Origin of the sequence: Pseudescherichia sp. (genome assembly GCF_032052675.1) — a bacterium.
Lineage (GTDB): Bacteria > Pseudomonadota > Gammaproteobacteria > Enterobacterales > Enterobacteriaceae > Pseudescherichia.
In genome coordinates this window covers 167,023-184,471 of record NZ_DAMBWA010000008.1, presented here as the reverse complement: position 1 = coordinate 184,471, position 17,449 = coordinate 167,023, and the positions used below count along the sequence as shown (strand labels likewise).

The window sequence follows — 17,449 nt, the reverse complement described above, 5'->3', positions numbered from 1 at the left end:
GCAGCGCTTTTTAAAACGGTTAACTTTTCTTATGGATTAGCACTTATTGTCCCTTTTTTAACCGCCATTTGATTATAGGATAGCTAAAGATAACATTGCATATAATAAGGATACTATGGCGCTTTACGGAAAGTTAGTGTTAACCAATGCCGATTATGCACCTTTTACTCTCTACGGTGTCGGTACATTTTTAGCTTTTTCAGGGAATGGAATTTATCGTAATAGAGGTGCTTGTAGTAGCGTCCTCAAGAATGGCCCATTACCTACTGGCAAATACTGGATCGTGGAGCGTGGTTCCGGCGGTTTTTTTTCAGGATTAAAAGCAGATGTGCAAGATACATGGAACCGGGCCTGGTACGGTGCGACGTTTGGGCGCGATGAGTGGTTTGCACTCTATAAAGACGACTGGGGTATTGATGATGGCACATGGATAAACAATGTCCATCGTGGCCTTTTTAGACTCCATCCCGGGCATCTTTCAGAGGGTTGTATAACTATTGCTCATAACTCTGATTACGCTTTAATAAGAAATGCATTAATACGAACTCAGCCTATTCAAGTTCCCTGTATGAAGATGCTGAAAGCTCGTGGATTTATTAAGGTGCTGGCAGATGGAATCAGCAACGGTTGCTCTTAAACTTAAAATCTGGATGCGAAGGTTATTGAAAACGGTTTTTTTTATATTACTTTCAATCGCTGTTGCCCGCTCTTTAGGTAATCCGGAGATTTGGATTAACTATGATTTTGCTGAGAAAATTTCAAGTTACATTTATGCAGACGTGAATGCAGAAACAATATATGACGTCTATTTTTATATATCATTCATAACTGTTATTTTTATTACCGGCATAATTTATATTTTAGTTATCAACTTGATCAAGTTTATAAGGAGTTATTAAATGCCAATCCCCCCGTATCTATGGCTTAAGGATGATGGTGGTGCAGACATAAAAGGATCCGTTGATGTGAAAGACCGTGAGGGCAGTATAGAGCTAATTGGATTCAGTCACGGTATTAATCTTCCGGTGGATAATGCTAATGGCAGAGTTACTGGTACACGTTCACATTCACCAATAATGTTTGAAAAGGAATTTGATAGTTCTAGTCCATATTTATATAGAGCAGTTTCCACTGGACAGACATTAAAAAGTGCTGAAATACGCTTTTATCATATTAATGATGCCGGTCAAGAAGTCTGTTATTTTATGATTTTAATGGAAGGAGTCAAAATCACGGGCGTAAATCCGGGCGTACCAAATACCAAGTTATCGGGGAACTCACAATTAAACCATATGGAAGCAGTCTCTATATTATATGACAAAATCACATGGAAATATGTAGACGGGAATGTTCAATATACTGACGCATGGACCGAAAGGAAAACTGCCTCGTAGCGCCCTTTAATATTTGATTGCGAGGTATAAATATTTTACATGCCCGGCACGCAGAGCGCCACCGGGCACGGCGGTTTAACGCAGGATTTTCCGTTCGGCCAGATCCAGCGCGAAGTAGCTGAAGATCAGATCCGCACCGGCGCGTTTGATCGCACCCAGGCTTTCGAGGATCACTTTGTCCTCGTCGATAGCCCCGGCCTGAGCAGCAAACTTGATCATCGCATACTCACCGCTGACCTGATACGCGCCGAGAGGCAGCTCGGTACGCTCGCGGATATCACGCAGGATGTCGAGGTACGCGCCAGCGGGTTTAACCATCAGGCAGTCTGCGCCCTGCGCTTCGTCGAGCAGCGACTCGCGGATCGCTTCCCGGCGGTTCATCGGGTTCATCTGGTAGGTTTTACGATCGCCCTTCAGCGCCGTCCCGGCCGCTTCACGGAACGGGCCGTAGAAGGAGGAGGCGAACTTGGTGGAGTAGGACATGATCGCCGTGTCGGTAAAGCCCGCAGCGTCCAGCGCCTGGCGGATCGCCTGCACCTGGCCGTCCATTGCGGCGGACGGAGCGATGAAATCGGCCCCGGCGGCAGCGGCAACCACTGCCTGCTTGCCCAGATTGAGCAGGGTTGCATCGTTATCGACACCGTGATCGCACAGCACGCCGCAGTGGCCGTGAGAGGTGTACTCGCAGAAACAGGTGTCGGACATGACCACCATCTCCGGCACCGCGTCTTTACAGATCCGCGACATGCGCGCTACCAGGCCATCCTCTTTCCAGGCATCGCTGCCGGTGGCGTCGGTGTGGTGCGAAATACCAAACGTCATGACCGAGCGAATGCCCGCGTTGGCGAAGCGCTCAATCTCGCGAGCGAGATACTTCTCCGGAATGCGCACCACGCCTGGCATGGCCTCGATGGCTTTATAGTCGTCCAGCTCTTCTTCAACAAAGATAGGCAACACAAAGTCATTGAGGCTCAGCGTTGTCTCTTCAAACATGGCGCGCAGTGCGGGAGACTTGCGCAGGCGGCGCGGGCGGGTAATTAAATCGGTCATGGTATGCCTGAGGTTGGTGAATCAGAGGAGTATTATAACCCAATCAACTCCGGGGTGTTTCGCCAAAACAGGCGTTAATCACCCCGGAGCAGGGAGAGGATCAGGAGGCCGGGACGATCTGCGGTTGGTTGCCGCTCAGCTCGCTGACGAGGTCGTTAACCCCATCGCTCATATTTTTAAAGCGGGTCAGAGGAGAGCGGGTCACCACCACGAAAACGCCGACGTTGCTCTTCGGGATCATCGCCATATAGGTAATAAATCCGCCGCCGCCGCCGGTTTTTTGAATGATCCCCGGCCGGCCCTCTTTCGGCGACATATAGACCCAGCCTAGCCCCAGCGCGTCGGCTTTACCCGGCACGTCCATGCCTACCACGCGTGTCAGCTGGCTGCGCTGGTAGATAAGGGTCTGCATCCGGTCGGCCTGGTTGCTGCGGGCGTAGAAGTCCGAGGAGAGGAACTGCTGCATCCAGCGCATCATATCTCCCGGCGTGGAGTAGACGCCGCCGCTGCCAACTGCCGCCAGGGTGTTATCGCAGGGGCTGGCCCCTTTCTCCGCCACCATCAGGCGTCGGCACTGATCCGGCGAGGGGGTAAAGGTAGTGTCCTTCATCCCCAGCGGACGCGCGATCTGCTCGTCAAACAGCTGCGGGTAGGGCTTACCGGCGGCGTTGGCTAACGCATCGGCCAGCAGGTCGAAAGCGAGATTTGAATAGGAGGCCTGCGAGCCGGGGGCCGTTTTCAGCGTCGCGGTAGAGAGCCAGTTCCAGCGCTGTTCGCGGGTTGGCCAGGTAAAGACCGAGCGGTGCGCCGCGCCGCCGGGCTGCTCGCGAGGCAGGGCGCTGGTATGGGTTGCCAGGTTTACCAGGGTAATTGGCGTCCCTTGCCAGCTCGGCACCCGTGCGCCGGGAGGGGCATACTTGCTGAGCGGATCGTTGAGCTTGACCACGCCCTGGTCGAGCAGCTTCACCAGCATCTCGCTGGTCATCAGCTTAGAGATGGAGGCAATGCGGATCAGCGAGTCGAGCTGCGGGCGCACGTTGTTGCCCGGACGCGTTTCACCGAAGCTGCGAAACACGCGCTGATTGCCGTCGATCGCCACCATCGCCATGCCGGTCGCGCCGCTGCCATAGAAGATATGGTTGGCGTAGCGATCGACAATATCGGACGCAAATTCAGGATCGGGGGAGGTCTGTGCCGCATTCGCTGATGAAAAGGTCAGGGCGCACAACAGAGTGGACAAAAGCAGGCAACGTTTCAACGACAGCATCCATCAAAAGAGTTAAAGAGATATTGCGTATTTATACTACTTACCGGCGCGATGCAAAGCCCGAAAAAGCGCTTTATTTTGCAGTCAAGCGTAACGCTGGGTAAACAGACACTTTTTTCTTGCAACACAATGTCTTCTTTTGACACTGAGCGCTTGTGGTAATCTCACTGGCTTCGGTATTTTCATACGCATAGCAAATTAACAACACAATAAGAGTGAGCCGTCGCAGGAGAGTTTCATGTTTAAATCTTTTTTTCCCAAGCCGGGGCCGTTTTTACTCTCGGCGATCCTGTGGTCGCTGTTAGCCGTCATCTTCTGGCAGGCGGGCGGTGGGGATTGGTTAACGCGTATCTCAGGGGCCTCTAAAGCGATCCCGATAGGCGCATCGCGCTTCTGGTCCGGCAGCTACCTGATCTTTTACGCTTACTACGCCCTGTGCGTTGGCGCCTTTGCTCTGTTCTGGTTTACCTGGGCACCGCACCGCTGGCAGCGCTGGTCGATTCTCGGCACCGCGCTGATTATCTTTGTCACCTGGTTTATGGTTGAGGTGAGCGTGGCGATCAACGCCTGGTATGCACCGTTTTACGATCTCATCCAGCAGGCCCTCAGCGCGCCGCATAAGGTAACTATCGGCCAGTTCTACCGCGAAACAGGCGTGTTCCTTGGCATTGCGATGATCGCGGTGCTGGTGGCGGTGCTGAATAACTTCTTTGTCAGCCACTACGTTTTCCGCTGGCGTACGGCGATGAACGAATACTACATGGCCAACTGGCACCGCCTGCGTCATATTGAGGGCGCAGCTCAGCGTGTGCAGGAGGACACCATGCGTTTCTCCTCAACGCTGGAGGATATGGGCGTCAGCCTGCTTAACGCGATAATGAAGCTGATCGCGTTTCTGCCGATCCTCGTGGCCCTGTCGCCGCACGTGCCGGAGCTGCCGATTGTCGGCCACGTTCCCTATGGACTGGTGATCGCCGCTATCCTCTGGTCGTTGGTGGGTACCGGCCTGCTGGCGGTGGTGGGGATCAAGCTGCCGGGGCTGGAATTTAAAAACCAGCGCGTGGAGGCGGCCTACCGTAAAGAGCTGGTGTATGGCGAGGACGATCCTGAGCGCGCCTCGCCGCCTACCGTGCGCGAGCTGTTTAGCGCGGTGCGGCGGAACTACTTCCGCCTCTACTTCCACTACATGTACTTCAATATTGCGCGCATTTTCTATCTGCAAATCGACAACGTTTTCGGCCTGTTCCTGCTGTTTCCATCGATGGTTGCCGGTACGATTACGCTCGGCCTGATGACCCAGATCACCAACGTTTTCGACCAGGTGCGCGGCTCGTTCCAGTACCTGATCAACTCCTGGACCACGCTGGTGGAACTGATGTCTATCTATAAGCGTTTACGTACTTTTGAGCGTGAACTTGACGGTGAGGATGTGGTACAGGCATCAACCTCACTCAGCTAATGACCGGAGCGGCTATGCAAGCATCACGCAGTTTAACCCTGCTGGCGGGAGCGATCCTTGTCGGCTGTAGCACCTCGCAACCGCCGCCGCTCAAAGAGGGCGAGAAGGCGGTAGACGTGGCGAAGCTGGTGCGGCAAAAGATCCCCGCCAGCGTAAAGGATCGTGACGCCTGGGCAGAGGATCTTGCCACGACCTTTAAGAGTCAGTCCCTCGCGCCGACGCGGGAGAACGTCTGCTCGGTGCTGGCGGTAGCGCAGCAGGAGTCGAACTATCAGGCCGATCCTGCCGTACCGGGGTTAAACAAAATCGCCTGGCAAGAGATCGAAAAGCGCGCCGGGCGGCTGCATATTCCCGCTTTTGTCGTGCGCACCGCGCTGAAGGTGCCTTCGCCCAACGGCAAAAGCTACGCCGAACGGCTCGATAGCGTAAAGACCGAGAAGCAGCTTAGCGCGATCTTCGACGACCTGATTAATATCGTTCCGTTGGGGCAGACGCTATTTGGCTCACTTAATCCGGTGCACACCGGCGGGCCGATGCAGGTCAGCATCGCCTTTGCCGAGCAGCATACCCGGGGCTATCCGTGGAAGATGGCGGGAACCGTGCGTCAGGAGGTCTTCTCCCGGCGCGGCGGTCTCTGGTTCGGGACGTATCACCTGCTTAACTACCCGGCCAGCTATAGCGAGCCGCTCTACCGCTTCGCCGACTTTAACGCCGGCTGGTACGCCAGCCGCAATGCCGCTTTCCAGAGCGCGGTTAGCAAGGCAAGCGGCGTGAAGCTGGCGCTGGACGGGGATGTGATCCTCTACGGCAGCCGTGAAGCGGGCAGTACCGAACGGGCAGTGCGCAAGCTGGGATCGAAGCTGGGCCTCAGCGACGCCGAGATCCGTGACCAGCTGGAGCAGGGGGATCGCCAGCAATTTGAGCAGACCGAACTCTACAAAGGGGTCTATCGTCTGGCGGAGAAGAAGAGCGGGAAGACGCTACCGAGAGCGCTGTTGCCGGGGATTCAGCTTGAGAGCCCGAAGATCACCCGCAACCTGACAACCGCCTGGTTTGCGAAGCGCGTGGATGACCGTCGGGCGCGCTGTATGGCAACAAATTAGTACGGCGTCACGCTAGTAGTGACGCCAGCGCAGCAGCAGGGCGATTACGCCGAGCACGGCGCTGCCAACAAGAAACGGAACCAGACCAAAAATCGTACCCACGCCGAGTCCCATATCGATGCGGGGTCGATTGCTCTCCTGCATCTGCATCAGATTCTCAAACACACCCGGGGCGTGGATCAGCGCGTTCAGCAGCTGCGCACCTGCCCAGAAGCAGAGCAGTACGAAGACCGCATAGGCGATATTGCCCGGCGTGGAGGCGTCTCGTCTCTTCTCGTTGGCAAAGGGCTTCGACATCATAAATTCTGCCATAGTGACCTCCGATACGCGTTATTGAGCTGGCAATGCACCAGTAATTCAGGTTGATTTTGACAGGTCAGAAGCATTGTCAATATCAGATTGGTGACAATTTACGCATTATTATTTGCCCGGTTTATGGTTTTACATCTTCAGTCACAAAATCATGACTTTTGTTGCGTTTTATTAACGATTTCGGATTTTCCGCATGCGTCATGGGCTTGCCATCGGTAATATGCACCGATGCTGTTTTTCTCTACCGGAGCTGCTATGAAACTGCCTGCCAAAATTCGCCGTGACTGGCACTACTACGCCTTTGCTATCGGGCTGATCTTTATTCTTAACGGCGTGGTTGGGCTGCTGGGGTTTGAGGCGAAGGGCTGGCAAAGCTACGCGGTCGGCCTGGTCACCTGGGCGATCGGTTTCTGGCTGGCAGGGTTGATTATTCGCCGCCGTCCCGAGGAGGAGACAGCGGCGGAGTCGCAGGATTAAGCCATCGTACTTTTCAGGGCGCTATCGGCCTGATGGCGCGCTAATGCCAGATCGATCAGGCGGCTGATCAGATCGGTATAGCCCAGGCCGCTGGCCTGCCACAGCTTGGGATACATGCTGATATTGGTAAAGCCGGGCAGCGTGTTGATCTCATTGATAATAATATCGTTATCCTCGGTCAGGAAGACATCAACCCGCGCCATGCCGGCACACCCCAGCGTCTCGTAGGCAGCGATGGCGGTCTGGCGAATGGCCTCATTCACCGCCGGATCGATCGCCGCCGGGATCACCACCCTGGCGCCGTTGTCATCAATATACTTGGTGTCGTAGGCGTAGAACTCGCTGTTAAGCACGATCTCACCGCAGGTGCTGGCCTGGGGATTATCGTTCCCCAGCACGGCACACTCGATCTCCCGCCCCTTAATGCCGGTCTCCACCACAACCTTATGGTCGAACGTAAAAGCGAGGTCGACGGCGGCATGGTACTGCGCCTCGCTGGTGACTTTGCTAACGCCCACCGACGAGCCCTGGTTAGCCGGCTTGACAAACAGCGGCAGCCCCAGCTGTGCCTGCACGTCGGCAAAAGCGTATCGCTGACGGTTAGCGCGGGTGAGGGTGATAAAGGGGGCAATCTTCAGCCCGGCATCGCGCAGCAGGCGCTTGGTGACGTCTTTATCCATGCAGGCCGCCGAGCCGAGCACGCCGGATCCCACAAACGGCAGATTCGCCATCCGCAGCATTCCCTGCAGGGAGCCATCTTCACCCAGCGTGCCGTGAACGATAGGGAAGATCACGTCCACCGCTGGCAGGGCCGCGCCGCTTTCGGCATTGATAAGCTGCGCCGTCTCTCTGCCCGGAATATGCGCCACGCTGATAGCGGAGGGATTCAGCGCGATACGGGCCGGATCGCTGGCGTTCTGTAAATAGTTAGCCTCGTCGTTGACGTGCCATTGACCCTGCTTATCAATCCCCAGCAGCACTACCTCGAAACGGCTCTTATCAATTGCGTCGACGATATTTTTTGCCGACTGAAGCGAGACTTCATGCTCCGCTGATTTGCCACCAAAAACGATCCCTACCCGCATTTTTGCCATCACCACATCCACTCTTATTATCCGGAAAAAAGATACCTTACCACGGCAAAACGCCTGATTCGCGCGCTTCTGCCATAATGTTTTTAGGTGATAAAAGGGGGAGCGCGTGAGAGGCACTGGAGCCATCGTTTTTATGCTTATCGTGGGGGCTGGGGTGGTGGGCTATCGTCATTTGCCCTCGTACTATAATCCGTTTGTACCGCTGCGCCTCGACGATCCGCCGGGCCGCATTACCCAGTTTAAGCTTAAGCGGCTTACCCCTGAGCAGTGTGACGCCCTGCTGGTGGAGGCTAATCAAAAGAAGCTCATTGCTTCTCAGCCCGTCGCCGACAGTACAGGTAGCTGTCCGCTGACCCATACCGTCCGGGTACGGGATTTCGGCCCGGTTAAGCTCAGCAGCAGCTTTCTCGCCTCCTGTCCGCTGGCGCTCAGCTCAGCGCTATTCGTGCAGCAGCAGGCCCGGCCGCTGGCCGAACGCTATATGTCCAGCGAGCTGGTGCGTATCGATCACCTTGGCAGCTACGCCTGCCGCAACATTTACCATCGCGCCAACGCCCGGCTGAGCGAGCACGCCACTGCCGACGCGCTGGATATCAGCGGCTTCCGCCTGGCGAATGGGCAGCAGGTGACGGTTATGCGCGGCTGGAAGCATGACAAAACCCAACCCTGGCTACGGGCGATGCTCAGCGCCAGCTGCGGCTACTATGGCAACGGCTTAGGCCCGGAGTATAACGCCGCTCACGCCAACCACTTTCACCTCGGAATGCGTGGGTATGGATTATGCCGTTAAGTGCCGCTAAGCATAATGTACAGTTATGCTATGCTGGAACCTGCTGTTAAAACCTGAATAATTGCAGATGCTTATGGAATCCTGGAAGGTTAATCTTATTTCGGTATGGTTTGGCTGCTTCTTTACCGGTCTTGCGATCAGCCAGATTTTGCCGTTCTTGCCGCTCTATATTGCCGAGATGGGCGTGACCTCGCACGAGGCGCTGTCGATCTGGTCCGGGCTAACCTTTAGCGTGACATTTCTAGTATCGGCCATCGTCTCGCCGATGTGGGGAAGCCTTGCCGACCGCAAGGGGCGCAAGCTGATGCTGCTCCGCGCCTCGCTGGGGATGGCGATCGCCATTCTCCTGCAGGCCTTTGCCACTAACGTCTGGCAGCTGCTGTTTCTGCGGGCCATCATGGGGTTAACCTCCGGCTATATTCCCAACGCAATGGCGCTGGTGGCTTCTCAGGTTCCGCGCGAGCGCAGCGGCTGGGCGCTGAGCACGCTCTCTACGGCGCAGATCAGCGGCGTCATCGGCGGCCCGCTGCTGGGGGGCTTTCTCGCCGATCACGTCGGCTTGCGGGCGGTGTTTTTTATCACTGCCACCCTGCTGATGGTAAGCTTTCTGGTGACCCTGTTTCTGATTAAAGAGGGCGTGCGGCCTAAAGTCAGCAAGGCGCAGCGCCTGACCGGCAAAGCAGTATTTGCCAGCCTGCCCTATCCCAAACTCATTTTAAGCCTGTTTGTGACCACGATGGTGATCCAGCTCTGTAACGGCTCGGTAGGGCCGATTCTGGCGCTGTTTGTCCAGTCGCTGTCTCCTGACAGTAGCAATATTGCCTTTCTCAGCGGCATGATCGCCGCCGTGCCGGGCGTCTCGGCGCTGATATCGGCCCCGCGCCTCGGCAAGCTCGGCGATCGGATCGGCACGGCGCGGATCCTGATGGCGACGCTAAGCTGCGCGGTAGCGCTCTTTTTTGCCATGTCGTTCGTGACCACGCCGCTCCAGCTCGGTATCTTACGCTTCCTGTTAGGCTTTGCTGACGGGGCGATGCTGCCTGCGGTGCAGACGCTGCTGCTGAAATACTCCAGCGATCAGGTCACCGGCCGCATCTTTGGCTATAACCAGTCGTTTATGTATATGGGCAACGTCGCCGGGCCGTTGATGGGGGCGAGCATCTCTGCAATGGCTGGCTTCCGCTGGGTATTTATTGCTACTGCCGTAGTCGTGCTGATCAATATCTGGCAGCTGGCCATCGTACTCAGGCAGACTCGCCGCACTGCCGTAGGCGCAACGCAAAAATAGTAGTTAAAATGTTACTTTTGTGTAATGTGCCATGCTAAATTTGGCTGAAAATCTTAAAGAGTTGTGTATGAGGATGGTACGCGATGAAAAACCTGATTGCAGAGCTGCTGGTTAAGCTGGCGGAAAAGGAAGAAGAGTCTAAAGAGCTTGTGGCGCAGGTTGAAGCGCTGGAGATTGTGGTTACCGCTCTGCTGCGTCATATGGCCCAGCCGGAGCAGCTGGCATTGATTCAAAGTATCGAAGGTGCGCTGGAGGCGGCTGGTCCGGACTCGCAGGTACCGCGTCAGGACACCGAGCTGTTGCAGCAGTACCTTAATAAGCTCCTGCACCATCCTCGCTCCCGGTAAGCTTAGCCCTATCGGGTGAGTGTGATCTTCCTCTCACCCGAAATATCATACTTTCTCCCCGCCGCGCCTCTCTATAATTTTGGGAAATGTTTCAGAATATTCCCAATAATGATGAATGATAACAATCTTTATTCTAAAACCGCTGTTAACAAGGAATGGGTCGAGACCCCCAGTCAGGACGAGCACTTCCTGTCTGGCCAGCTTTTTGCCCGGCGACTCCGATTGCCGCGTATTTTTGGCCTTGGCTGCCTCTTTTTTCCCTTAGGTGGTGCAATGACCACTCAGCCCGTAGCCGGAGGCTGGTGGCTATTCCTCTTAAGCTGGTCTTTTGTCTGGCCGCATCTTGCCTGGCAGCTGGCGAGCCGCTCAAGCGATCCCCACGCCGCCGAAATCAATAATCTCAAGGTTGATGCGATCCTGGCGGGGATCTGGATCGGCGTGATAGGAATGAACATCATGCCGTCGGCGGTGCTGGTGATGATGGTCAGCCTGATGCTGATGGGCATGGGCGGGCCGCGGCTGTTCGGCATCGGCATCGTCCTGCTGCTGGGCGCTAGCCTGGTGATGCTTCAGCTTACCGGCACGGCGATAACATTTACCAGCGCGCCGCTGGAGTGGTGGCTCTGCCTGCCGTTTATCCTGCTCTATCCGCCGCTGTTTGCCTGGGTGAGCTTTCGTACGTTCACCCGGCTCGCCAGACAGAAGCAGCGCCTGCGGATCATGAGTACCCGCGACGGCATGACCGGCGTCTATAATCGGCGGCACTGGGAGATTTTGTTACGTAACGAGTTTGAGAGCTGCCGTCGCAACCAGCGGATGGCGACGCTGCTGCTAATCGATGTCGACTACTTTAAGACCATCAACGATACCTACGGCCATGACGTGGGCGATGAGGCGATTATCGCCATTAGCCGCCATCTACAGCTCACCCTGCGCGGAAGCGATATCATCGGGCGCTTCGGCGGTGACGAGTTTGCGGTGATCATGAGCGGTACGCCAGTCGACAGCGCGCTTGCGGCGATGAGCCGGGTCCACGATACCCTGGCGGAGATCCGGCTACCCTGCGCTCCGCACCTGACGCTGCAGATCAGCATCGGCCTTGCGCCGCTCACTCCCGGCATGGAGAACTATCGCGCCTGGCTCAAGGCCGCCGATATGGCGCTCTATAAAGCGAAAAAAGGCGGCCGTGGCCGCACGGAGGTGGCGGCCTGAGGGCGACGCCTTCAAACCGCACCGTGCCTAACGTAGGCCGGGCAAACGCAGTGCCGCCCGGCGTTGCAGCGTCAGCAGAGCCATACCCGGTGGCGCTACGCTTACCGGGCCTACAACCGCACCCGTCAAAGCTTGCTTAACGCCTCGGATTTCTCCATGCACTTGGTCATGGCCTCAATCACCGCGGCGCGGAATCCGCGCTCTTCCAGCACCCGCACCGCTTCAATAGTGGTGCCGCCCGGTGAGCAGACCATATCCTTCAGCTCGCCAGGATGCTTGCCGGTCTCCAGCACCATCTTTGCCGATCCCATCACCGCCTGAGCGGCAAACTTGTAGGCCTGCGCGCGCGGCATCCCGCCCAGCACGGCAGCGTCGGCCATCGCCTCGATAAACATGAACACATAGGCCGGGGCGGAGCCGCTGACGCCCACTACCGGGTGGATCATCGATTCGGCCACCACTTCCGCTTCGCCAAAGCTGCGGAAAATGGCCAGCACGTCGGCCACGTCTTCCGGGGTTACCAGCGCGTTCGCGGTGACGGAGGTCATGCCTGCATTCACTAGCGCCGGGGTATTAGGCATAGTGCGTACGATTTTACGATCGTGGCCGAGGGCGCGCGCCAGCTGATCGAGGGTAACGCCCGCGGCAATCGACACCACCAGGGTCTCTTTATTCAGGCTGGAGGTGATCTCGCTTAGGGTCTTAATCATCACGTTGGGCTTTACCGCACCGAAGACGATATCGGCGATCTGTGCCACCTCCTGCGCGCTCTGCGCCGGGTTGATGCCATACTGGTTGCTAAGGGCAGCGACCTTCTCCGGCGTCGGGGTATAGACCCAAACCTGCTCTGGCTGCACCTGGCCGCTGGCAATCATCCCGCCCAGAATGGCCTTACCCATATTGCCGCAGCCGATAAACCCGATCTTCTTCTCCATCGTCTTTTCCCTGAATGTGTGATTAATGGGGGAGTTATAGCTTATCATAGTGACCATAAACTATTCAGGAGCAGCTATGGCAATTTGGGTGGATGCGGATGCGTGTCCAAATGTAATTAAAGAGATCCTGTTTCGTGCGGCTGAGCGTACGCAGACGCCGCTGACGCTGGTGGCGAACCAGACTCTGCGCGTACCCCCTTCAAAATTCATCCGCTCCCTGCGGGTGCCGGCGGGCTTTGACGTGGCGGATAATGAAATTGTGCGCCTCTGTAGTCCCGGCGATCTGGTGATCACCGCCGATATTCCGCTCGCGGCAGAAGTATTAGGGAAGGGGGCGGCGGCGCTTAACCCACGCGGAGAGCGCTATAGCGAAGCCACCATTCGCGAAAAGCTGACGATGCGCGATTTTATGGATACGATGCGCGCCAGCGGGGTGCAGACCGGTGGGCCGGACAGCCTCTCCCAGCGTGACCGTCAGCATTTTGCTGCCGAGCTGGACAAATGGCTGCTGGCGCGGGCACGGCAGGACTTGTCAACGGGACGCCCTTTAAAGTAAGGTGGCGCGACAGATGCCATTTTATCTTTACACTCTGAAACAGGCCATTCATCGCAGTGTCATCATAAATTCGTAACGTTTTATTTACGACTTTTTCGTACTAGTGTAATAGTATGGCGCTTCAACTATTCGTGTTCCGCCGATCGCGGTTCAAGGGAGAACACCAGGTCATGACGTTACCCATCTTTTTAATTGGCGCTCGCGGTTGTGGAAAATCCACCATCGGTGTTGAGCTAGCTCGCGTGCGAGACTGTCAGCTTATCGACACCGACCATGCGCTGCAGGAGCAGGCGCAGATGACCATCGCGGCGATCGTTGAAAAAGAGGGCTGGCCCGGTTTTCGCGCCCGTGAAACAGCGACGTTGCAGGCCGTCTCGGCACCTGCGACGGTGATCGCTACCGGTGGCGGGATTATTCTCAGCGAGGTTAACCGCCGCTTTATGCGCGAGACGGGTGTCGTTATCTATCTCTGCGCTCCGGTAGCGGTACTGGCAGAGCGGCTGGAAGCATTCCCTGAAGAGGCGCAGCGCCCGACGCTTACCGGCAAGCCAATCAGCGAGGAGGTTAGCGAGGTGCTGGCCCAGCGCGATGCGCTCTATCGCGAGGCGGCGCACCATATTGTGAATGCCGCGCAGTCGCCGGAGAAGGTCGTGGCCGATATTCAGGCGGCGCTGCTGCTAGCGCGAGCGAGCTAATTGCAGATTGCGGCCTTTGGCTATACTCATAGCTTTACCAATAAAAAAGGAAGCGCTATGCCTACAAGACCGCCTTACCCGCGTGAAGCCCGTATTGTTACCGTTGAGAAAGGAGGCCAGCAGGAGACGGTAACCTGGTATCAACTGCGTGCTGATCATCCCGAACCCGATTCGCTGATTAGCGAGCACGAGACCGAGCAGGAGGCGCTGGATGCTAAACGGCGCTATGAGGATCCTGATAAAACGTAGTTTATTCTCTCCCGCTTCAAAAATTCAGACAGCACTGAAGAGGCGGGAGGTTGAACGTTACAGAATTGTTATGAGAGCATAAATCAGCAGCACAATTATAAGAACTGAAAACGATGTTAAGAAAGGCGGAACAAAGATGAGTGCAACCCTGGCTATCCTCACCGTGGGTGTGGTGCCTGTCGATGCCGTGATGCCGCTCCTGACCGAGCACATCGACGCGCAGCAGATTACCCAAATTAGTTTGCTGGGGAAGATGGATCCTCAGGATGTGTATGAGGATTACGCCATCGAGCCGGGGGAGAGGCCAGTTCATGCGCTGCTAAACAATGGTGAAGTGGCGCAGGTTTCGCGCAAGAAGGTAGAGCGTGATTTGCAGGCCGTCATCGGCGTGATTGATAAACAAAACTACGACGTCATTTTACTCATGAGCACCGAGCGCTTTACCACGCTCTCCCTTTCAGCCCGTCACGCTATTTTGCTGGAGCCTGACAGGATCATCCCCCCGCTGGTCTCCTCTATTGTCGATGGGCACCAGGTCGGCGTTATTGTGCCTTTGGCCGGACTTATCGAAGGCCAGATGGAGAAGTGGCAGCTGTTAGAAAAGGCTCCCTACTACGAGGTTGCTAGCCCCCTGCACGGCCACGAGAACGAGCTGATTGCCGCCGGAAAAGCCCTACTGGCAAAAGGCGCTGACGTACTGATGCTGGACTGCCTCGGCTATCACCAGAAACACCGTGACCTGCTGCAAAAAGCGCTGGATGTGCCGGTGCTACTCTCTAACGTGCTGGTGGCCCGTCTGGCGTCTGAGCTGCTGCTATAGCCATTTTTCGTGACGGAAATTTTGCGTGACAGAGACAAAGGCTGGCCCCTATAGTGATTTTCCATACACTTATTTATAAGGGCCACCCATGCTTCAAAGTAATGAATACTTTTCAGGTAAAGTGAAATCCATTGGTTTTACCAGCAGCAGCACTGGCCGCGCCAGCGTAGGCGTGATGGCCGAGGGTGAGTACACGTTTGGTACGGCCCAGCCGGAAGAGATGACCGTGGTGAGTGGGGCGCTGAACGTCCTGCTACCCGGCGATACCGAGTGGAAAACGTACTCCGCCGGCGAGGTGTTCAATGTGCCGGGCCACAGCGAATTTCATCTGCAGGTGGCCGAAGCCAGCGCCTACCTCTGCCGCTACCTGTAACGCGTTCTGCCTGTCCCCTGCATCTGTCCCCTACACTGAGGGGACAGTGCGTGCCGTCTTAGCGCTGCGCTTCGCCACCAAGGCCTTCTACCAGACTCTGCACCAGCGCTGCCAGCTCGCCGGTCATCAGGATAAAGTCCGCGTCAAAACGCTGGGCGAAATCATCCCGGTCGATATCTTCATTCTGGTCGCGCAGCTCGTCGGCAAACTTCAGCCGCTTGATCGAGCCGTCGTCGCACATCACAAACTGAATACGCTGCTGCCAGTCGAGCGCCAGCTTGGTCACAAGCTTGCCTGCTTCAATGTGCACCGCAATCTCATCGCTCACCAGATCCTGCTTTTTACAGCGGATCACGCCGCCATCTTCGAGGATCGCTTTCAGCTCCGCCTCGTCCTGGATCTGGAAGCCCTGCGCCGCGCTGCCGCTGCGCACCCACTCGGTCAGGGTCAGTTCGATAGGATTCTCCAGCGTGAGCGGCACGACCGGCAGCGAACCGAGGCTCTTACGCAGCAGGGCTAATGTATCTTCCGCTTTTTTGGCGCTGGCGCAGTCGACCATGATCAGGCCATTAACGGTATCGATCCACATCATGGTCTGGCTGAAGCGGCTAAAAGCGCGCGGCAGCAGAGAGTGGAGCACCTCATCCTTCAGGGAATCTTTTTCGGTCTTCTTCAGCTTGCGGCCCTGATCGGCCTCCAGCTTGGCAATTTTGGCTTCCAGCGTCTGTTTGACGACCGATGATGGCAGGATCTTCTCTTCTTTACGGGCGCAAATGATGATTTGGCCGTTGTTGGTGTGGGTCAAAGCATCACTGTGTGAACCCATCGGCGGAACCCAACCGGTTTTTGCCATATCCTGGCTACCGCAAGGGGTAAATGAGAGCGCGGATAACTGTTTTTCCATCTCCTCTGCACGCAGCGCAATATCGCGGCTGAGACGGTAAACCATTAAATTTTTGAACCACAGCATGATATTTTCCACAGCCTTGTCGTTAAATCAGCGGGCATGATAGCGAATTGTCTTGCCGCTTGCATTGCTAATCCCCCGGTGGGGTTCTACTCTCTTGATATTGCTAAAAATAAGGAGATCGCTGTGCGTATAGGTATTGATTTGGGCGGCACGAAAACAGAAGTTATTGCGCTCGGCGACAGCGGGGAACAGCTATTCCGCCACCGTCTGCCTACCCCGCGCGACGACTATCAGCAGACCATCGAGACTATCGCCACGCTGGTCGACATGGCAGAGAAAGAGACCGGCCAGCGGGGCACGGTAGGAATGGGGATCCCTGGCTCTCTCTCCCCCTACACGGGGGTAGTGAAAAATGCCAACTCTACCTGGCTGAACGGCCAGCCGTTTGATAAAGACCTGAGCAACCGGCTGGGCCGGGAAGTGCGTCTGGCTAACGACGCCAACTGCCTGGCGGTTTCAGAGGCTATCGACGGCGCGGCCGCCGGGGCGCAGACCGTTTTTGCGGTAATTATCGGCACCGGCTGCGGAGCGGGTATCGCCTTTAATGGTCACGCTCACTCCGGCGGTAACGGCACGGCGGGAGAGTGGGGACACAATCCGCTGCCGTGGATGGACGAAGACGAGCTGCGCTACCGGGAAGAGGTGCCGTGCTACTGCGGCAAGCAGGGGTGCATTGAGACCTTTATCTCCGGGACCGGTTTTGCCAGAGATTTTCACCGCCTGAGCGGTCAGCCGCTGAAGGGCAACGAAATTATTCGCCTGGTGGACGAGCAGGATGCCGTTGCCGAGCTGGCGCTGAGCCGTTACGAACTGCGGCTGGCAAAGTCGCTGGCGCACGTGGTGAATATCCTCGATCCAGACGTTATCGTTCTCGGCGGCGGCATGAGCAACGTCGACAGGCTCTATAAAACCGTGCCGCAGCTGATCAAGAACTGGGTGTTTGGCGGCGAGTGTGAAACGCCGATCCGCAAGGCGGTGCACGGCGACTCCAGCGGCGTGCGCGGCGCGGCGTGGCTCTGGCCGCTGGAGGAGTAATTTCCCAGACGAGTGCATGTTTC

21 protein-coding genes are annotated in these 17,449 nt (G+C 56.3%); 15 read left to right on the top strand and 6 right to left on the bottom strand.

Annotated elements, in window-relative coordinates:
- Positions 1-115 precede the first annotated feature (115 nt).
- On the top strand, positions 116-637 hold the full coding sequence (locus RTX96_RS12900) for a DUF2778 domain-containing protein (protein ID WP_312671278.1): 522 nt from the start codon (positions 116-118) through the stop codon (positions 635-637).
- 262 nt (positions 638-899) lie between these two features.
- Positions 900-1,394, top strand: a complete 495-nt coding sequence (locus tag RTX96_RS12895) for a type VI secretion system tube protein TssD (RefSeq protein ID WP_312671276.1) — start codon at positions 900-902, stop codon at positions 1,392-1,394.
- A gap of 75 nt (positions 1,395-1,469) precedes the next feature.
- Here the strand turns inward: RTX96_RS12895 and hemB are convergent, their stop codons facing one another.
- Positions 1,470-2,444 carry a porphobilinogen synthase gene (hemB, locus tag RTX96_RS12890; protein WP_042391540.1) on the bottom strand — a complete coding sequence of 325 codons (975 nt, stop codon included), beginning with the start codon at positions 2,442-2,444 and terminating at the stop codon, positions 1,470-1,472.
- A 100-nt stretch (positions 2,445-2,544) separates the two neighbouring features.
- Positions 2,545-3,702, bottom strand: a complete 1,158-nt coding sequence (gene ampH / locus RTX96_RS12885) for a D-alanyl-D-alanine-carboxypeptidase/endopeptidase AmpH (protein ID WP_103821600.1) — start codon at positions 3,700-3,702, stop codon at positions 2,545-2,547.
- A 247-nt stretch (positions 3,703-3,949) separates the two neighbouring features.
- Here ampH and sbmA point away from each other — a divergent pair, with 247 nt between their 5' ends.
- Positions 3,950-5,170: a peptide antibiotic transporter SbmA gene (gene sbmA / locus RTX96_RS12880; RefSeq protein ID WP_103821601.1), complete on the top strand. Its 1,221-nt coding sequence runs from the start codon at positions 3,950-3,952 to the stop codon at positions 5,168-5,170.
- A gap of 14 nt (positions 5,171-5,184) precedes the next feature.
- Positions 5,185-6,273, top strand: a complete 1,089-nt coding sequence (locus RTX96_RS12875; protein WP_312671273.1) for a DUF1615 domain-containing protein — start codon at positions 5,185-5,187, stop codon at positions 6,271-6,273.
- A 12-nt stretch (positions 6,274-6,285) separates the two neighbouring features.
- On the opposite strand, the gene RTX96_RS12870 is transcribed toward RTX96_RS12875, so the two are convergent.
- Positions 6,286-6,585, bottom strand: coding sequence for a DUF2755 family protein (locus RTX96_RS12870; protein WP_103821602.1), 300 nt, complete (start codon positions 6,583-6,585; stop codon positions 6,286-6,288).
- 255 nt (positions 6,586-6,840) lie between these two features.
- Here RTX96_RS12870 and RTX96_RS12865 point away from each other — a divergent pair, with 255 nt between their 5' ends.
- Complete coding sequence (locus RTX96_RS12865; protein WP_103821603.1) at positions 6,841-7,062, top strand: DUF2754 domain-containing protein; 222 nt, start codon at positions 6,841-6,843, stop codon at positions 7,060-7,062.
- Here RTX96_RS12865 and ddlA read toward each other — a convergent pair.
- Positions 7,059-8,156: a D-alanine--D-alanine ligase gene (ddlA, locus tag RTX96_RS12860; RefSeq protein ID WP_103821604.1), complete on the bottom strand. Its 1,098-nt coding sequence runs from the start codon at positions 8,154-8,156 to the stop codon at positions 7,059-7,061. The genes RTX96_RS12865 and ddlA overlap by 4 nt on opposite strands.
- A 133-nt stretch (positions 8,157-8,289) precedes the next feature.
- On the opposite strand from ddlA, the gene RTX96_RS12855 reads away from it, so the two are divergent.
- The 4 genes from RTX96_RS12855 (at position 8,290) to adrA (ending at position 11,793) form a co-directional block, all read left to right on the top strand.
- Positions 8,290-8,946: an extensin family protein gene (locus tag RTX96_RS12855; protein WP_312671270.1), complete on the top strand. Its 657-nt coding sequence runs from the start codon at positions 8,290-8,292 to the stop codon at positions 8,944-8,946.
- A 73-nt stretch (positions 8,947-9,019) separates the two neighbouring features.
- Positions 9,020-10,234, top strand: coding sequence for a multidrug efflux MFS transporter (locus RTX96_RS12850; protein WP_312671318.1), 1,215 nt, complete (start codon positions 9,020-9,022; stop codon positions 10,232-10,234).
- An 83-nt stretch (positions 10,235-10,317) separates the two neighbouring features.
- Entirely contained in the window at positions 10,318-10,581 is a 264-nt protein-coding gene (iraP, locus tag RTX96_RS12845) for an anti-adapter protein IraP (RefSeq protein WP_103821606.1), read from the top strand.
- Between the two features lie 96 nt (positions 10,582-10,677).
- Positions 10,678-11,793: a diguanylate cyclase AdrA gene (gene adrA, locus RTX96_RS12840; RefSeq protein ID WP_312671317.1), complete on the top strand. Its 1,116-nt coding sequence runs from the start codon at positions 10,678-10,680 to the stop codon at positions 11,791-11,793.
- A 125-nt stretch (positions 11,794-11,918) separates the two neighbouring features.
- Here adrA and proC read toward each other — a convergent pair whose 3' ends face one another.
- Positions 11,919-12,728 (bottom strand): pyrroline-5-carboxylate reductase, encoded by an 810-nt coding sequence (proC, locus tag RTX96_RS12835; RefSeq protein ID WP_103821607.1) that lies wholly within the window; start codon positions 12,726-12,728, stop codon positions 11,919-11,921.
- A 76-nt stretch (positions 12,729-12,804) separates the two neighbouring features.
- On the opposite strand from proC, the gene RTX96_RS12830 reads away from it, so the two are divergent.
- From RTX96_RS12830 to ppnP, 5 genes are all read left to right on the top strand, one after another.
- Complete coding sequence (locus tag RTX96_RS12830; RefSeq protein ID WP_312671268.1) at positions 12,805-13,284, top strand: YaiI/YqxD family protein; 480 nt, start codon at positions 12,805-12,807, stop codon at positions 13,282-13,284.
- A gap of 170 nt (positions 13,285-13,454) precedes the next feature.
- Entirely contained in the window at positions 13,455-13,979 is a 525-nt protein-coding gene (gene aroL / locus RTX96_RS12825; protein ID WP_103821609.1) for a shikimate kinase AroL, read from the top strand.
- 57 nt (positions 13,980-14,036) lie between these two features.
- Positions 14,037-14,228 carry a protein YaiA gene (gene yaiA / locus RTX96_RS12820; RefSeq protein WP_042391943.1) on the top strand — a complete coding sequence of 64 codons (192 nt, stop codon included), beginning with the start codon at positions 14,037-14,039 and terminating at the stop codon, positions 14,226-14,228.
- Between the two features lie 136 nt (positions 14,229-14,364).
- Positions 14,365-15,048: an AroM family protein gene (locus tag RTX96_RS12815; protein WP_042391555.1), complete on the top strand. Its 684-nt coding sequence runs from the start codon at positions 14,365-14,367 to the stop codon at positions 15,046-15,048.
- An 88-nt stretch (positions 15,049-15,136) separates the two neighbouring features.
- The gene (gene ppnP, locus RTX96_RS12810) at positions 15,137-15,421 is read left to right on the top strand and encodes a pyrimidine/purine nucleoside phosphorylase (protein ID WP_042391556.1); all 285 of its coding nucleotides are present in this window, start codon (positions 15,137-15,139) and stop codon (positions 15,419-15,421) included.
- A 58-nt stretch (positions 15,422-15,479) separates the two neighbouring features.
- Here ppnP and rdgC read toward each other — a convergent pair whose 3' ends face one another.
- Positions 15,480-16,391 carry a recombination-associated protein RdgC gene (rdgC, locus tag RTX96_RS12805; protein WP_042391945.1) on the bottom strand — a complete coding sequence of 304 codons (912 nt, stop codon included), beginning with the start codon at positions 16,389-16,391 and terminating at the stop codon, positions 15,480-15,482.
- A gap of 123 nt (positions 16,392-16,514) precedes the next feature.
- Between rdgC and mak the strand changes: the two genes are divergently transcribed.
- The gene (gene mak / locus RTX96_RS12800; RefSeq protein ID WP_181016668.1) at positions 16,515-17,426 is read left to right on the top strand and encodes a fructokinase; all 912 of its coding nucleotides are present in this window, start codon (positions 16,515-16,517) and stop codon (positions 17,424-17,426) included.
- Positions 17,427-17,449: the final 23 nt, after the last annotated feature.

Coding starts and splice junctions, on each gene's coding strand:
- proC (WP_103821607.1), bottom strand. CDS start 12,728: ATGGAGAAGAAGATCGGGTTTATCGGCTGCGGCAATATGGGTAAGGCC.
- ppnP (WP_042391556.1), top strand. CDS start 15,137: ATGCTTCAAAGTAATGAATACTTTTCAGGTAAAGTGAAATCCATTGGT.
- RTX96_RS12830 (WP_312671268.1), top strand. CDS start 12,805: ATGGCAATTTGGGTGGATGCGGATGCGTGTCCAAATGTAATTAAAGAG.
- aroL (WP_103821609.1), top strand. CDS start 13,455: ATGACGTTACCCATCTTTTTAATTGGCGCTCGCGGTTGTGGAAAATCC.
- ddlA (WP_103821604.1), bottom strand. CDS start 8,156: ATGGCAAAAATGCGGGTAGGGATCGTTTTTGGTGGCAAATCAGCGGAG.
- RTX96_RS12850 (WP_312671318.1), top strand. CDS start 9,020: ATGGAATCCTGGAAGGTTAATCTTATTTCGGTATGGTTTGGCTGCTTC.
- hemB (WP_042391540.1), bottom strand. CDS start 2,444: ATGACCGATTTAATTACCCGCCCGCGCCGCCTGCGCAAGTCTCCCGCA.
- rdgC (WP_042391945.1), bottom strand. CDS start 16,391: ATGCTGTGGTTCAAAAATTTAATGGTTTACCGTCTCAGCCGCGATATT.
- RTX96_RS12815 (WP_042391555.1), top strand. CDS start 14,365: ATGAGTGCAACCCTGGCTATCCTCACCGTGGGTGTGGTGCCTGTCGAT.
- iraP (WP_103821606.1), top strand. CDS start 10,318: ATGAAAAACCTGATTGCAGAGCTGCTGGTTAAGCTGGCGGAAAAGGAA.
- yaiA (WP_042391943.1), top strand. CDS start 14,037: ATGCCTACAAGACCGCCTTACCCGCGTGAAGCCCGTATTGTTACCGTT.
- RTX96_RS12865 (WP_103821603.1), top strand. CDS start 6,841: ATGAAACTGCCTGCCAAAATTCGCCGTGACTGGCACTACTACGCCTTT.
- sbmA (WP_103821601.1), top strand. CDS start 3,950: ATGTTTAAATCTTTTTTTCCCAAGCCGGGGCCGTTTTTACTCTCGGCG.
- RTX96_RS12895 (WP_312671276.1), top strand. CDS start 900: ATGCCAATCCCCCCGTATCTATGGCTTAAGGATGATGGTGGTGCAGAC.
- RTX96_RS12855 (WP_312671270.1), top strand. CDS start 8,290: ATGCTTATCGTGGGGGCTGGGGTGGTGGGCTATCGTCATTTGCCCTCG.
- RTX96_RS12870 (WP_103821602.1), bottom strand. CDS start 6,585: ATGGCAGAATTTATGATGTCGAAGCCCTTTGCCAACGAGAAGAGACGA.
- RTX96_RS12900 (WP_312671278.1), top strand. CDS start 116: ATGGCGCTTTACGGAAAGTTAGTGTTAACCAATGCCGATTATGCACCT.
- RTX96_RS12875 (WP_312671273.1), top strand. CDS start 5,185: ATGCAAGCATCACGCAGTTTAACCCTGCTGGCGGGAGCGATCCTTGTC.